Raw genomic sequence first — 13763 nt, forward strand, 5'->3', positions numbered from 1 at the left:
ATTCTTGAAATTCGTGGCAAAAAACAAAATATGATTAAAAATTTCGACATCATTATCGTTGGCGGAGGCGCTGCCGGTTTTTTTACCGCAATTAATATTGCAGAGAAAAATCCGAAACTGAAAATCGCCATTTTAGAAAGAGGAAAAGAAGTGCTTTCTAAAGTCCGCGTTTCTGGAGGCGGACGATGCAACGTTACGCACGCTTGTTTTGAACCCAATGAATTAGTGAAATTTTACCCACGAGGCGAAAAAGAACTTCGCGGACCTTTTCATCAATTTTGTTCAGGAGATACAATTGAATGGTTTGAAAAACATGGCGTTGAATTAAAAATCGAAGAAGACGGCAGAATGTTTCCTGTTTCTAATTCATCACAAACGATTATCGATTGTTTCTTAAAAGCAACCGAAAAATTAGGCATAAAAGTTTTGACAGGACAAAGCGTACAATCCATTTTCAAGAAAGAAAATCATTGGAAAATCGATACACAAACGGATAATTATGCTACCGAAAAATTAATTATGGCAACGGGAAGCAATCCTAAAATATGGGAAATGCTTCAAGAACAAGGACACGCTATTGTAAGCCCCGTTCCTTCCCTATTTACTTTCAACATCAAAGATTCCAGAATCAAAGAATTGCCTGGTGTTGCTGCACAAGTTTCAGTAAAAGTCAAAGACACTAAACTGAAATCAATTGGGCCTTTGTTGATTACACATTGGGGAATGAGCGGTCCGGCAATTTTAAAGCTTTCGGCTTGGGGCGCTCGTATTTTGCATGACAAAAATTATCAGTTTACGATTTTTGTCAATTGGTTGAATGATGTCGATTACGAAGATGCCGAAAAAATTCTAAAAGACTTAAAACAGGAACACGCTAAAAAAGCAGTTTCTAAAAAATCTCCTTTTGATTTTCCAAATCGTTTATGGGAAAGTTTGGTTTTGGCTTCGGGAATAGATTCAGAAACGAAGTGGGCAGATTTATCTAAAAACCAATTGCAGAATCTAACTTCACAACTCACAAAAGCCGAATTTAAAGTTAACGGAAAAAGCACTTTTAAAGAAGAATTTGTAACCGCTGGCGGAATCGATTTAAAAGAAATCAACTTTAAAACCATGGAAAGCAAAATTCACGAAAATCTTTATTTTGCTGGCGAAATTGTAAACATAGATGCCATTACAGGCGGATTTAATTTTCAGAATGCCTGGACGAGCGGGTTTATTCTGGCTCAAAATATTTAATACAAAATGAAATTTAAAGGAATCATTTTTGATTTAGACGGAACCTTAGTCAATTCATTAGAAGACATCTCAGATGCGATGAATAAAGTACTTCAAGGTCTAAATTTCCCAACGCATACTTACGAAACTTATCAATATTTTATAGGAAGCGGATTGCGAAATCTCGTTAGTAAAGCTTTGCCAGCAACTAATAATTCAGACGAACAAATTGAAATTTGTTTTGAATGCATGATTAACGAATATCGTGAAATGTGCACACTGAAAACAAAACCGTATGACGGAATTGTAGAATTGCTTGAAAAACTGACTTCACAAAATATCAAAATGGCGGTTTTCTCGAACAAAGCTGATGAATTAACGAAGAAAATAGCATCCGAAATTTTTCCAAATAATTTCGATACAGCAATTGGTTTGAGCACAGAAGAGCTTAAAAAACCAAATCCGTTTGAAGCGGTTGAAATCAGCAAAAAATGGAATTTAAAACCAGAAGAAATCCTATTTGTGGGCGATTCTGATATCGATATGCAAACGGCTGTAAATGCCAATATGTTTCCAGTTGGAGTTACTTGGGGTTACAGAACCGAAGAAGAATTGAAAAACAGCGGTGCAAAAGTGGTTGTCAATACAGCTTCAGAATTAATTGAAATTCTTTAAAATGCATCTTTCATTACAAAAACAAATCACAGCAATTGCCCCTTTTTCTGAAAATGAAATCGAGACAATCGCTTCTTGTTTTGAATATAAAGAATTTAAAGCGAAAGAATATCTTTCAGAAATGGGAAAAATCAGCAATAAGATTTTCTTTATTGTTGAAGGATTAGCACGAGTTTATTATCTGAAAGAAGGAAAAGAAATTACGACCTATTTAAGCTCTGATGACGGTTTTATTGCTTCGTATTCTAGTTTTATCAATCAGACACCATCTTTTGAGAATATGCAATGTATCGAAGATTGCGAAGTGCTTTCGATTACTTTCGAAAAAATGCAGTTTCTGTATCATGAAATCCCAAATTGGGAACGAGTTGGAAGAATTCTGGCTGAACAGAATTACCTTTGCATGGCAGACAGAGTTTTAAAACTTCAAATGATTCCAGCAAAAGAAAAATACCAGACATTTTTAGCTTCGGCTCCAGCCAAAATAATGCAGCGAACGCCTTTAATTTATATCGCTTCTTTTCTCGGAATTACGCCGGAATCGCTGAGTAGAATCCGTCAAGACATTTCTTAACATTTATCAAGTGGATTGAAAGACCGAATTCGAATCTTTGTCAAAATAAAATTTGAAAAAGATGAAGAGTATTGCCAAAGATGTTTACCAAATTTCATTATTTCCTAGAAATGCCATTAATTGTTACATGATTGAAGATGTTTTAATTGATGCGGGAATCCGAAGTTCAGCAAATACAATTTTAAAAGCTTTAAAAGACAAAACGGTAAATAAACATGTCTTAACCCACGCTCACGCCGATCATCAGGGAAGCAGTAAAATAATCTGCAAAACGTTGAATATTCCACTTTTATGCAGTGAACCTGAAAAAGAATTTGCCGAAAACGGAAATGTAATTACAGAATACCCAAATCCGAATCATATTATTTCAAAATTTCAGAAGAATTTCTGGGCAGGAAAAGGACATCTGGTTTCTCAAACTTTAAAAGAAGGTGATCAAATTGGCGGATTTACAGTTATTGAAACTCCTGGACATTCCAGCGGTCATATCTCTTTTTTCAGAGAAAAAGATGGTGTTTTGATTGTGGGTGATGTTATGACTAATATGAATCTTCTCACTACAAAAGTTGGCTTACATGAACCTCCTCATTTATTCACTTCAGATCAAGAAACAAATAGGAAATCCATTCTAAAACTGGCTTCGTTAAAAGCTAAAATATTATGTTTTGGTCACGGTCCTGTTTTATTTAATAATGGGGAATTAGACAAATTTGTTCAAAAACTCAACCGCACTTATTAACAAGAATTTACAGATTCTGTAAGTTTTCGTTAAGACAATTCTAATAATTTTACTCTCAACTAATTAATCCTATATGAGAGTAAAATTACTTACTACAATTTCATTTTTCACTTATCAGATCAGCTTTTCTCAAACCGAAAAAACACTTCATGGGAAAGTGATTTCTCAAAATCTACTTCTAAAAAACGTCGAAGTCATCAATAAAACAGCCAAAACAAGTACTACGACAGATGCTTTGGGGGACTTTTCGATTTTAGTAAAAGCAAAAGACAGCTTGCTATTTTTCTCCAAAGATTACTTGTTTAAAAGGATAACAATTACCTCAGAAACTATTGAGAACAACAATCTTGTGGTCAATATGATTCCAAAAGCACAAGAACTAAATGAAGTAATTGTTAATCAAGTATTTAAACCGATTTCTCTCAGCAAAAATGAAATAGACAAAATCAAACTTAATGCTCATAAATCCAAAGAAGGATTAAAAATTGAAAGTTTTTACGAAGTAAAAGCCGATCCGTTAAGTCTGGATTTTATTCTTTTGGGTAAACTAATTTACAACTCATTAAAAAAAAAGGAAGAATATCCAAAAAAGGAAAATCCAAAAATTGATTTTAGACAATTAATTACCAAAACTTGTTCCGAAGATTTTTTTATTCAAGATCTAAAATTAAATCCCGAAGAAAAAGAGCTTTTTCTTCAATTCTGCGATGCCGATCCAAAATCCAAAACACTTCTGGTAAATTTAAATGTTCTTGAAACTATGGACTTTTTACATACTAAAAATCAAGAATTTAAAAAACTGAATTCTGGAATTAAAAACTAAAATTCTTTTTTATGAGAGTAAAATTACTTGCCACAATTTCTTTTTTCACTTATCAACTTAGTATTTCTCAAACCGAAAAAGTACTGAACGGAAAAGTCTTTTCGCAGAATATTCCACTTAACAAAGTCGAAGTCATCAATAAAACGGCTAAAACGAGTACACGTACAAACGAACTGGGAGAATTCTCTATTTTGGTAAAAATGCAGGACAGTTTAATTTTCTATTCGAAAGATTATTTCTTTACTAGATTAAAAATCACTGCCAAAGATATTGAGAACAACAATCTCCTTGTTAACATGATTCTGAAACCTGAAGAATTGAATGAAGTTGTAATAAATAAGGTCGAATTTGATAAAATTAAAATTAGTGCTGATGATGTTGCGGATGTATTAATCAGTAAAAATGCCAAAGATTTATTCTGGAATACAGGAGTTAGTGATAATTCCATTAGAGAAGCTCTTAGAGTTTCATTCCCTTTAAAAGGTAAGCCGAAGAAAAAAATTGAACCTGCCGATGATCGCTTTAAAAAACTTATAATGGCTTATTGTCCGCCCGATTTTTTCATCAAAAACCTAAAACTAAAACCCGAAGAAAAGGAACTTTTTATTGATTTTTGCGACTCAGATTCGAAATCGAAAACGCTTCTGGAAAATCCAAATGTTTTGGCCATTATGGATTTTCTTTATGCTAAAAATGAAGAGTTTAAGAAATTGAAGTAAGTTGAATCATTGTATAAACCTGAAACAAAGAAAACCTGAAACCTGAAACTATTTATTTATTCAGCCACCAAATACTGGCATTCAAAACCGTTGCAAATCCAACCCAAGCCAAATACGGAATCAATAAATAACCTGAAATTTTATTGATTTTAATGAATTTTAAATACGTTTCGTAAATCATCAACCATAAAAGAATGATTTCAATTAAAGCCAGCATCGGATTTTTCAATCCGAAGAATAAGTAAGACCAAATTGAATTTAAAATCAATTGAATAATGAAGAAAAGCAATGCTTTTTTTACTTCTTCTGTATGCTCCTTTATTTTGTCCCAAACCAAAGCTGCCGCAACGGCCATAAAAATATAAAGCAAAGTCCAAACCGGCATAAAAATCCAATTCGGCGGATTAAAAACTGGCTTTTCTAATGTTACATACCACGTCTCAATACTTGGTCTGGTAACCAAACTTGCAGAATATCCTACTGCTAAACAAATTATTACAGCTATAGCGATTTTTACGAACTTATTCATTTTATCAAATTTTGTAGTCAAAAATAGTCAAAAGAAAAGTTTAAACCATATAAGTAATGTAAGTTCATTTTTAGCAAAGCCAACTTATAATTTCTTATATGACTTATATCGTGAAAAAAATATCAAACCATATAAGTAATGTAAGTTCATTTTAGCAAAGCCAACTTATAATTTCTTATATGACTTATATCGTGAAAAAAATATCAAACCATATAAGTAATGTAGGTTCATTTTAGCAAAGCCAACTTATAATTTCTTAAATGACTTATATCGTTAAAAAAATATCAAACCATATAAGTAATGTAGGTTCATTTTAGCAAAGCCAACTTATAATTTCTTAAATGACTTATATCGTTAAAAAAATATCAAACCATATAAGTAATGTAAGTTCATTTAAACGCAACGCTCATATTTTCTTATATAACTTATATGGTGGAAAAATGAAAAACCTATCTTTGCCAAAATTTTATAATTCATGTTTACAGCAGCCGATTTTATTCCAAATCCATATACTTCAACAATCGAAAACGGAAACTTTGAGTGGAGCGCTCCGAGTAACATTGCCTTAGTAAAATACTGGGGGAAAAAAGACAATCAGATTCCGGCAAATCCTTCGGTAAGTTTTACTTTAAATAATTGCAAAACAATTACAAAATTGGGATTTGAAAAAAGAGCAAACCAAAATTCTTTTTCTTTTGATTTGCTTTTTGAAGGAAAACCAAAAGAAGATTTCAAACCAAAGATTCAGAAGTTTTTAGAAAGAGTTGAAGTTTATCTGCCGTTTTTAAAGGAATATCATTTTACGATTGATACGCATAATACTTTTCCACATAGCTCAGGAATTGCTTCTTCGGCATCTGGAATGGCGGCTTTGGCAATGAATTTCATGAATTTGGAAAAACTTTTAAATCCCGAAATGACTGATGAATATTTCTACCAAAAAGCATCATTTTTAGCTCGTTTAGGTTCAGGAAGTGCCTGCCGAAGCGTAAAAGGAAATGTTGTTGTTTGGGGAAACCAAGCGAACATTGAAGGAAGCACCGATTTATTTGGAGTGGAATATCCATACAGTATTCATGAAAATTTCAAGAATTATCAAGACACGATTTTATTAGTTGATAAAGGCGAAAAACAAGTTTCAAGCACAGTTGGACACGATTTAATGCACAATCATCCGTATGCAGAAAGACGATTTGCGCAGGCACACGAAAATCTAGATAAATTAATTTCCATTTTTGAAAGTGGCAACATAGAAGAATTTATCAAAATTGTAGAAAGTGAAGCACTGACTTTACATGCCATGATGATGACCTCGATGCCGTATTTTATTTTAATGAAACCAAACACACTGCAAATTATAAATGCAATTTGGAAATTTAGAAATGAAACCCAGATTCCGGTTTGTTTTACACTTGACGCAGGAGCTAACGTGCATGTGCTTTATCCCGAAAACGTTACCGAAAAAGTATTACAATTTATTCAGGACGAATTAGTTGTATTTTGTCAGAATCGTCAGTACATTTGCGACAAAATTGGAAGCGGTGCAATTGCATTATAATTTTGCGTATCTTTAGTTAAAATTTTTGATTATGGACATTCAATTAGAAAAACTCGAATTAATAAAGCTACTAGCTGATACTGAAAATCCTGCTATTCTGAAATCTATTCGAAAAATTTTTAAAAAAGAAGAGAAAGATTGGTGGGATGATTTGACAGAAGAACAAAAGGCCGAAATTGAAGCATCTGAAAGAGAAATAGAAAATGGTGAATTTTATCTTTTTGAAGATGTAATGGCAAAATACAAGAAATGAGAAGAATTGTATTTTCTGGTCGTTCTAAATTTCAACTTGAACAGTTACTAGAATATTTAGAGATTAGATTTTCACTTTCAACTAGAGATAAGTTTATATCAAATTTTTATAAAATTATTGAAACAATTAGGCTTAATCCTGACACTTTTCCTCTTTCAAGCAGGAATAAAACTAGGAGATGTGTAATTTCAAAACAAACAACGCTTTATTACAAATATAACACTCAAGAAGTTCGTCTTTTGTCACTTTTCGACACCAGACAAAACCCAAATAAAATTAAGAAAGACATAAAATAAATCATGAAAGGACCATTATTTTATTCAAAAATATTACTTTTTGGAGAGTACGGAATCATCCGCGATTCAAAAGGGCTAGCTATTCCTTATAACTTTTACAATGGCGCTTTGAAAAAGTCGGAAGAACCTTCTGACGAAGCGATTGCATCAAATAAAAGTTTAAGAAGTTTTGCCTCTTATCTTGAGGTTTTACAAACACAGCAGCCGGATTTGGTTACTTTCGATTTAGAAAATCTAAAAAATGATGTCGAAACCGGAATGTATTTTGATTCTAGTATTCCGCAAGGATACGGAGTTGGAAGCAGCGGTGCGCTTGTGGCGGCTATTTATGATAAATATGCAGCGAACAAAATCACGGTTTTAGAAAATCTAACCCGCGAAAAACTATTACACTTAAAAAATATATTTTCTCAAATGGAAAGCTTTTTCCACGGAAAAAGTTCTGGTTTAGATCCGCTGAACAGCTATTTGAGTATTCCGATTTTAATTAATTCTAAGGATAACATTCAAACAACTGGTATTCCGACTCAAAGTGTTGACGGAAAAGGCGCTGTATTTTTATTAGACTCTGGAATTGTAGGCGAAACGGCTCCAATGATCAGTATTTTTATGGAAAGCTTAAAAGACAAAGGTTTCCGTGCGATGCTTAAAAACCAATTCGTAAAATACACCGACATCTGCATCGACAACTTCCTGCATGGCGACATGAAGTCTTTGATTGGCAATACTAAAAAACTTTCTAAAGTTGTTTTAAATAACTTCAAACCAATGATTCCAGAACAATTTCATGCTATCTGGCAGCAAGGAATCGATACCAACGATTATTACCTAAAACTTTGCGGTTCTGGTGGAGGCGGTTATATTCTTGGTTTTACGGAAGATTTAGAACGTGCAAAAGCCTCTCTGAAAGACTACAAACTAGAAGTTGTTTATCAGTTTTAATTCCTTTAAAAGCCGAAGTTATACAAACATATATTGTCCTAAATAACATTTGCATGTAGTATTTTTTGAATAGATTTTTATAAGTTTTCATCCTAAAGAGTCATTTATTATGAAACGTATTTTTAAAATAATCAAAGCAACTTTTTTAGGAGGAATTTTATTTTTAGCGCCCTTAGTTGTATTGCTTGTTATTATCCAAAAAGGATACGGCATTATTCAAAAAGTTACGCTGCCGTTGGTAAATAATCTGCCGAGAGTACATGTTTTAGGAATCGCGCTTCAGGAACTTATTGGTATAGTTATTATCATTCTGATTTGTTTTATCGCTGGTTTATTGGCTAGAACTGCTAAAGCTAAAAATCTAATCCAAAAACTAGAAAACGGCATTTTAAGTTTTGTTCCTGGATATTCGTTTATGAAAAGCATGAATGAAAATATTATGGGAATTGAATCGAAAGAAGATTTAAAAGTCATTTTAGTTCCAACCGATGCTGGCTTGCAATTTGCTTTTTTGATAGAACAAATAGACGACAACAACTTTACGGTTTTTGTTCCAGATGCGCCGAATCCGTGGAGCGGTTCTGTAGTTTTTGTAGAGAAAAAAGACATTAAAGAAATCGAAATGACTCAAAAACAAGCTTTGGCCTGCATTAGGAAGTTAGGTTTTGGGTCTAAAGAATTGTTAAAAAACAAACTCTAAATTTTTAAAACCAAAAATAACTTTTAACTTCCCTTATCTAAATCATCACAAATTTTATCTATGCTGAGCAGACAACATAAACTTTTAATAATGAAAATTGTTAGTCTGTTTTCTGTTGTTAGAGGTTACAATATTCCGATTATCATTTTAGCGCAATATCTGTCGGCTATTTTTATTCTAGCACCAGAAATTAGAGCGCTGGATATTCTACTTGATTTTCATTTGTTTTTAATTGTTTTTGCATCTGCAATTACAATTACTTCGGGTTATATCATCAATAATTTTTACGACAGTCAAAAGGATTTGATTAATCGTCCGAATAAGTCTATGCTGGATCGATTGGTGAGTCAGAAAACAAAACTTACGGTTTACTTTTCGTTGAATTTCTTAGCCACTTTAATGGCTTTTATCGTTTCGTGGAGGGCTTTTTTGTTTTTTTCGGGTTATATTTTCCTGATTTGGTTTTATTCTCATAAGATAAAAAAGTATCCAATTATTGGAAATCTGATGTCGGCAGTACTGGCTGTTATTCCGTTTTTTGCCATTTTACTTTATTTCTACAATAAGATTTTGTTTGAAGAAATTGAAAATCATATGAGTCATTTTGTAGTGATTTCGGCGCATGCAGTTTTCTTGTTTCTGCTTTTATTGATTCGTGAAATGATAAAGGATTTGGAAAATCTAAAAGGTGATTTGGTAAGCGATTATAGAACAATTCCAGTTTTGTATGGCGAAAAAATCTCAAAGCAAATTATAACTGTTTTAACACTGTTGACTATTTTGCCTGTTTATATTTTGGTAAACATTTACGATGTGGGTTATATGGACATCTATTTTTATATCTGTCACGGAGTCTTGCTTTTCTTTTTAATTTATTTATGGAAATCTGATTCTAAAGAGCAATACTTGAGGCTTCATAATGTTCTTAAATTCCTGATTGTATCTGGAGTTTGTTGCATTGTTTTGATTAATCCGAGCGTTTTGTGGCATGGACGGGAATTGATTTCTAATTATTAAGTTTTTTATATTATCTCACGCAGATAAGGCAGATTAAGCGGATTTATTTTACTTCAAATATAGATTTCAAAAAAGATTACTTCTCACTGCAAAACTGCTAATTTTTAAAAGAAGCAAATTGTTTGATTTAGCCCCGATTACTTCACTTAACATTTATTTACATAGGAGTTCAGTGAACTTCGTTTGTAGTAGAAATCTTTTTATTTTTTTCTTTAAAAAATAAAAAATTGGAACGAAAAGCGGGAAATCATGTTTAAAAAACACTTTTTGTGATGCTTCTTATTCCTCTAAAAATCAAAGCTATTAATCTAAGAACATTGAACTTAGGATTTATTAGCAGGAAAAAACTATCTTTGCACAAATTAATGATTTTATGAACAACAAGGAAGGCAATAATAAAAGAGGCGGCTCTAGGCCAAACAGCTCTAGACCAAACTCTAACAAGCCAAAACCTGCTTTACCAAAACGTGCTCAAGGACCGAAAAAAGTGAAGCCTGAAGTTAAAGCAGCGCAGGAAGCAGCAGCTGAAAAATTTAGAAAACAAAATCAGCCGGCAAAAAGACAAAAGGCTTCAGATGAAATTCGTCTGAACAAATACATCTCAAATTCTGGGGTGTGCTCGCGTCGTGATGCTGATATATATATTCAGTCTGGAAATGTTAAAGTAAATGGCATTCCGGTAACTGAAATGGGATATTTGGTAAAACTGAATGATGTGGTAAACTTTGATGGTGTTGTGTTGACTCCTGAAAAGAAAGAATATCTTTTGCTTAATAAACCTAAAAACTTTACTACTGCTCTAGACGAAGGTCAAGAATATCGCAATGTTTTGGAATTGGTGCGTGGCGCTACAAATGCAAAAATTTCTCCTATTGGAAGAATGGATAAAAATACAACGGGTTTATTGGTGTTTACAAACGACAACGATATGATTCGTAAGTTTACACTTCCAAACCAAAAATCTTCTAAAATTTATCAGGTTTCTTTAGATAAGAATTTAAAATATGAAGATTTAGAAAAAATCGCTAAGGGTCTTGTTTTAGACGGTCACCGAGTTTTTGTGGAAGAAGTAAGTTATATTGATAACGAACCTAAAAGCGAGATTGGTTTAAAATTACGTACTGCAAATGTAAAAGTAGTACGTTCTATTTTTGAACACTTTGATTATAATGTGTTGCGTATTGACCGTGTGTCATTTGCTGGTTTGACCAAAAAGAATCTTCCGAGAGGAAACTGGCGCTTTTTGACCGAACAAGAAATCATCAATTTGAAAAACGTTTAGTTCTTCAAAATAAATTATATTTCGAATCCTGTTTTACAATTGTAAAATGGGATTTTTTATTTTTTAGAAACTAAAGAAATTGTGTCCGAAAAGGGTAAAGATTGATCTTCCGATTGATTGGTTTTTGTCTTCTACGGTTTCGTAGTTGGAGAATCCGAGGATAATTTTGATTCCAGGAGGAATACTGTTGAGAACTTCTCTTTTTTGTTCTTCTAGAAGAAGTTTTAAGCTTTCTAATAACTGAAGATTGTTTTTTAGATAAGATACAACCAAAAGGGCTGAAAAGTTAAGGATTTCTCTGGCTGTTTCGCTTTTGATTCCGACTTCGTTGGAAACCATTTCAGAAATACGTCCTTTTTTATTGGAGAATAGTTCTTTTAATAATGTGTTTCCTTCTAACTTGTAACAGTCGTCTACTGATAAAATTCTGCCGGCTGTAAAATCTATTTCCTGATAAAAGGCTGAATCGTCTGGCAACTGCTGTACAATTTCTGTGTAAAACTCAGGCTCTTCAGCTTTATTGTACAAACCCATCAAAATTGTACCAATCGAAACATCGATTCCTTTGATAAGCAGTGCATCATTTTCAAAATAAAACTTGTTTAATTTGGAGACAACATTAGAAGAAATAAAACGTCTAAGTTCAATTTGTAGGTTTGGGGTCATACGCTTAACTTATTTAAATCATTATTTAAACTTATTCAAAATAACCGATAAAGTGAGGCTTTTCATCGTTTATCAGGATAAAAATATAAAATAAAACAACATTTCCAAAAAATAAGTTAAAAATTTATAGCTGAGATTTTCAGCGCTTTAGCTATAAAAATTAACAGAGTCAACAAATACAGCGCTTACATTAATATAATCAATTGAAATGAAATAAAAAAAAATTATGATATTTTTTTAAAAATTACAAAAAATAAGAAAATGCTTAATCAAAAATTAACAATTTAAAATAATAAAATGCGATTCTGCCATACAATCGTGAGAAAAATTCCAAAATAAATAATACAGAAAAGAAAATTGACAAAACTAGATGCCAAAAATCCGAGAAGCGAACCGGTAGCTGCTTTTAGTGCCCGTTGATGGTTTTTGGAATCGTACATTAATTCGCCTATTAAAGCTCCCACAAAAGGACCAATTATGATACCGAACGGAATTGGTGCCAGTATACCAACAATCAATCCGATATTGGTTCCCCAAATTCCATACGAACTACCTCCGAATTTCTTGGTGCCTTTTGCCGGAATTACATAATCGAGAACGGTTATTACAATCATTAACACAAATGTAATTCCCAAGACCCAATAATTGTTTTCGACAGCTTTGGTTAAATACAGCAGTAAAAGTCCGACCCAACTTGCAGACAAAGCAGGCAAAACGGGAATAAAACTGCCTAGAATTCCAATAACCATGCAGACAAAACCAAGAATCAGTAAAAGTGTATCCATAAAATTTGTAAATTTGTACTTACATTTTTTTTCAAAAAAGCTCTTATGCGTTTCTCTTTCTTTATATTATTTTCTGTCTTTTTCTCGCTGGTTAGTTCTGCTCAAGAAACCAAAAAAATTTCGCTTCACGACCAGCTTATCCAAGACAGCATTTATAAAAGTACTAAGAAAAAAGTACTTAACTATTCTATGAAAGAATTTGATGCCTTGTTTTTTGAATATTTTAATCGCAAAAATGATCCAAATATTGTTTTAAGCAAAACTGAATTTTATAATTATACCGTTCAGATTGCTACTTTTTCTGACCGTCTGGCAAAACTATATCCGGATCAAAAAGAAACTGCTGCAAAAAACAAGGAAAAATGGCTCTCTGAAAATTACGAAGATTATCGCCAATACAAGGTTTCTCAAAAAAAATAATCGTATTTTTATATTCTAAATCCGGTTATCCAATTCCAAAACTTAAATTTTGAAGCAGTTTTTTTTCCTTTTCACTTGCATCGTCTTAAATTCTTGTCAATATTTTGAGAAGCAGGTTCCGTCTGAAAAAGAATTATTGCAAAAAGAACTTAAATCGATTAACTGGAAAGAGGTAGATGAATATCCGTCTGTTCCCAACTGCGAAAAAATAACAGACAAAAAACTGCGCCAGCAATGTTTTTTTGAAGTCATGTCAACGCTTATTCAAGAAAAACTTGATATTGACACACTTTCGATTTTATATCCAGAATTGGATACCATTGAAGTAAAAGTTACCGTTTTTCCGAATGCATCGATGAAGTTTGAACCGCAGTTTCCTAAAGATTCCGCAACTTATGATACCATAAAAATTGACAGCATACTCCATGCACGACTCGTTGATTTCCCTAAGGTAAATCCTGCCATAAAACGAGGCGTTCCAGTTAAAACACAGTTTATTCTGCCTGTAATTATAAAGGCAAAAGACCAGAAATAGTTTGATTAAGGAGCTATTTCCTGCTGTCCGCT

At 32.6% G+C, this 13763-nt stretch carries 18 protein-coding genes; 15 read left to right on the forward strand and 3 right to left on the reverse strand.

Annotated elements, in window-relative coordinates; genetic code table 11:
- Nucleotides 1-30 precede the first annotated feature (30 nt).
- The 6 genes from ACFFLS_RS15870 to ACFFLS_RS15895 all read left to right on the forward strand — a co-directional run bounded on the left by ACFFLS_RS15870 (nt 31) and on the right by ACFFLS_RS15895 (nt 4748).
- Nucleotides 31-1239 (forward strand): BaiN/RdsA family NAD(P)/FAD-dependent oxidoreductase, encoded by a 1209-nt coding sequence (locus ACFFLS_RS15870; RefSeq protein WP_379684516.1) that lies wholly within the window; start codon nt 31-33, stop codon nt 1237-1239.
- A 6-nt stretch (nt 1240-1245) separates the two neighbouring features.
- A complete protein-coding gene (locus tag ACFFLS_RS15875) occupies nt 1246-1893 on the forward strand; it encodes an HAD family hydrolase (RefSeq protein WP_379684515.1) in 648 nt (215 codons plus the stop codon).
- 1 nt (nt 1894) lies between these two features.
- Nucleotides 1895-2467 (forward strand): Crp/Fnr family transcriptional regulator, encoded by a 573-nt coding sequence (locus ACFFLS_RS15880; RefSeq protein ID WP_379684514.1) that lies wholly within the window; start codon nt 1895-1897, stop codon nt 2465-2467.
- Between the two features lie 61 nt (nt 2468-2528).
- A complete protein-coding gene (locus tag ACFFLS_RS15885; RefSeq protein ID WP_379684513.1) occupies nt 2529-3206 on the forward strand; it encodes an MBL fold metallo-hydrolase in 678 nt (225 codons plus the stop codon).
- Nucleotides 3207-3279: 73 nt separating this feature from the next.
- Nucleotides 3280-4029: a BamP family beta-assembly machinery protein gene (locus tag ACFFLS_RS15890; protein ID WP_379689519.1), complete on the forward strand. Its 750-nt coding sequence runs from the start codon at nt 3280-3282 to the stop codon at nt 4027-4029.
- An 11-nt stretch (nt 4030-4040) separates the two neighbouring features.
- On the forward strand, nt 4041-4748 hold the full coding sequence (locus tag ACFFLS_RS15895; RefSeq protein ID WP_379689521.1) for a BamP family beta-assembly machinery protein: 708 nt from the start codon (nt 4041-4043) through the stop codon (nt 4746-4748).
- Nucleotides 4749-4800: 52 nt separating this feature from the next.
- Here the strand turns inward: ACFFLS_RS15895 and ACFFLS_RS15900 are convergent, their stop codons facing one another.
- Nucleotides 4801-5277: a TspO/MBR family protein gene (locus tag ACFFLS_RS15900; RefSeq protein ID WP_379689523.1), complete on the reverse strand. Its 477-nt coding sequence runs from the start codon at nt 5275-5277 to the stop codon at nt 4801-4803.
- 475 nt (nt 5278-5752) lie between these two features.
- Between ACFFLS_RS15900 and ACFFLS_RS15905 the strand changes: the two genes are divergently transcribed.
- The 7 genes from ACFFLS_RS15905 to ACFFLS_RS15935 all read left to right on the forward strand — a co-directional run bounded on the left by ACFFLS_RS15905 (nt 5753) and on the right by ACFFLS_RS15935 (nt 11325).
- Nucleotides 5753-6835: a diphosphomevalonate decarboxylase gene (locus ACFFLS_RS15905; RefSeq protein ID WP_379689526.1), complete on the forward strand. Its 1083-nt coding sequence runs from the start codon at nt 5753-5755 to the stop codon at nt 6833-6835.
- 31 nt (nt 6836-6866) lie between these two features.
- The gene (locus ACFFLS_RS15910) at nt 6867-7088 is read left to right on the forward strand and encodes a hypothetical protein (protein ID WP_109191553.1); all 222 of its coding nucleotides are present in this window, start codon (nt 6867-6869) and stop codon (nt 7086-7088) included.
- Nucleotides 7085-7384 (forward strand): type II toxin-antitoxin system RelE/ParE family toxin, encoded by a 300-nt coding sequence (locus ACFFLS_RS15915; protein ID WP_379684508.1) that lies wholly within the window; start codon nt 7085-7087, stop codon nt 7382-7384. Before ACFFLS_RS15910 ends, ACFFLS_RS15915 begins: the two co-directional genes overlap by 4 nt.
- A 3-nt stretch (nt 7385-7387) precedes the next feature.
- Nucleotides 7388-8326: a mevalonate kinase family protein gene (locus tag ACFFLS_RS15920; protein WP_379684507.1), complete on the forward strand. Its 939-nt coding sequence runs from the start codon at nt 7388-7390 to the stop codon at nt 8324-8326.
- Between the two features lie 109 nt (nt 8327-8435).
- On the forward strand, nt 8436-9026 hold the full coding sequence (locus ACFFLS_RS15925; protein ID WP_379684506.1) for a DUF502 domain-containing protein: 591 nt from the start codon (nt 8436-8438) through the stop codon (nt 9024-9026).
- Nucleotides 9027-9086: 60 nt separating this feature from the next.
- Nucleotides 9087-10043 (forward strand): geranylgeranylglycerol-phosphate geranylgeranyltransferase, encoded by a 957-nt coding sequence (locus ACFFLS_RS15930; protein WP_379689528.1) that lies wholly within the window; start codon nt 9087-9089, stop codon nt 10041-10043.
- Nucleotides 10044-10416: 373 nt separating this feature from the next.
- The gene (locus tag ACFFLS_RS15935) at nt 10417-11325 is read left to right on the forward strand and encodes a pseudouridine synthase (protein WP_379689529.1); all 909 of its coding nucleotides are present in this window, start codon (nt 10417-10419) and stop codon (nt 11323-11325) included.
- A gap of 63 nt (nt 11326-11388) precedes the next feature.
- Here the strand turns inward: ACFFLS_RS15935 and ACFFLS_RS15940 are convergent, their stop codons facing one another.
- A complete protein-coding gene (locus ACFFLS_RS15940; protein ID WP_379684505.1) occupies nt 11389-11991 on the reverse strand; it encodes a DUF937 domain-containing protein in 603 nt (200 codons plus the stop codon).
- Between the two features lie 284 nt (nt 11992-12275).
- Entirely contained in the window at nt 12276-12776 is a 501-nt protein-coding gene (locus ACFFLS_RS15945; protein ID WP_379684504.1) for a DUF456 domain-containing protein, read from the reverse strand.
- A gap of 45 nt (nt 12777-12821) precedes the next feature.
- Here ACFFLS_RS15945 and ACFFLS_RS15950 point away from each other — a divergent pair, with 45 nt between their 5' ends.
- Complete coding sequence (locus ACFFLS_RS15950; protein WP_379684503.1) at nt 12822-13196, forward strand: hypothetical protein; 375 nt, start codon at nt 12822-12824, stop codon at nt 13194-13196.
- A 49-nt stretch (nt 13197-13245) separates the two neighbouring features.
- Complete coding sequence (locus ACFFLS_RS15955; RefSeq protein ID WP_379684502.1) at nt 13246-13731, forward strand: hypothetical protein; 486 nt, start codon at nt 13246-13248, stop codon at nt 13729-13731.
- Nucleotides 13732-13763: the final 32 nt, after the last annotated feature.

This window comes from Flavobacterium procerum, from assembly GCF_042431625.1.
Classification (GTDB): domain Bacteria; phylum Bacteroidota; class Bacteroidia; order Flavobacteriales; family Flavobacteriaceae; genus Flavobacterium; species Flavobacterium procerum.

Excerpts from the sequence above, each read along its gene's own strand:
- ACFFLS_RS15895 (WP_379689521.1), top strand. The coding sequence starts at position 4,041 with ATGAGAGTAAAATTACTTGCCACAATTTCTTTTTTCACTTATCAACTT.
- ACFFLS_RS15945 (WP_379684504.1), bottom strand. The coding sequence starts at position 12,776 with ATGGATACACTTTTACTGATTCTTGGTTTTGTCTGCATGGTTATTGGA.
- ACFFLS_RS15905 (WP_379689526.1), top strand. The coding sequence starts at position 5,753 with ATGTTTACAGCAGCCGATTTTATTCCAAATCCATATACTTCAACAATC.
- ACFFLS_RS15930 (WP_379689528.1), top strand. The coding sequence starts at position 9,087 with ATGCTGAGCAGACAACATAAACTTTTAATAATGAAAATTGTTAGTCTG.
- ACFFLS_RS15940 (WP_379684505.1), bottom strand. The coding sequence starts at position 11,991 with ATGACCCCAAACCTACAAATTGAACTTAGACGTTTTATTTCTTCTAAT.
- ACFFLS_RS15935 (WP_379689529.1), top strand. The coding sequence starts at position 10,417 with ATGAACAACAAGGAAGGCAATAATAAAAGAGGCGGCTCTAGGCCAAAC.
- ACFFLS_RS15880 (WP_379684514.1), top strand. The coding sequence starts at position 1,895 with ATGCATCTTTCATTACAAAAACAAATCACAGCAATTGCCCCTTTTTCT.
- ACFFLS_RS15885 (WP_379684513.1), top strand. The coding sequence starts at position 2,529 with ATGAAGAGTATTGCCAAAGATGTTTACCAAATTTCATTATTTCCTAGA.
- ACFFLS_RS15950 (WP_379684503.1), top strand. The coding sequence starts at position 12,822 with ATGCGTTTCTCTTTCTTTATATTATTTTCTGTCTTTTTCTCGCTGGTT.
- ACFFLS_RS15890 (WP_379689519.1), top strand. The coding sequence starts at position 3,280 with ATGAGAGTAAAATTACTTACTACAATTTCATTTTTCACTTATCAGATC.
- ACFFLS_RS15875 (WP_379684515.1), top strand. The coding sequence starts at position 1,246 with ATGAAATTTAAAGGAATCATTTTTGATTTAGACGGAACCTTAGTCAAT.
- ACFFLS_RS15920 (WP_379684507.1), top strand. The coding sequence starts at position 7,388 with ATGAAAGGACCATTATTTTATTCAAAAATATTACTTTTTGGAGAGTAC.
- ACFFLS_RS15925 (WP_379684506.1), top strand. The coding sequence starts at position 8,436 with ATGAAACGTATTTTTAAAATAATCAAAGCAACTTTTTTAGGAGGAATT.
- ACFFLS_RS15915 (WP_379684508.1), top strand. The coding sequence starts at position 7,085 with ATGAGAAGAATTGTATTTTCTGGTCGTTCTAAATTTCAACTTGAACAG.
- ACFFLS_RS15900 (WP_379689523.1), bottom strand. The coding sequence starts at position 5,277 with ATGAATAAGTTCGTAAAAATCGCTATAGCTGTAATAATTTGTTTAGCA.
- ACFFLS_RS15870 (WP_379684516.1), top strand. The coding sequence starts at position 31 with ATGATTAAAAATTTCGACATCATTATCGTTGGCGGAGGCGCTGCCGGT.
- ACFFLS_RS15910 (WP_109191553.1), top strand. The coding sequence starts at position 6,867 with ATGGACATTCAATTAGAAAAACTCGAATTAATAAAGCTACTAGCTGAT.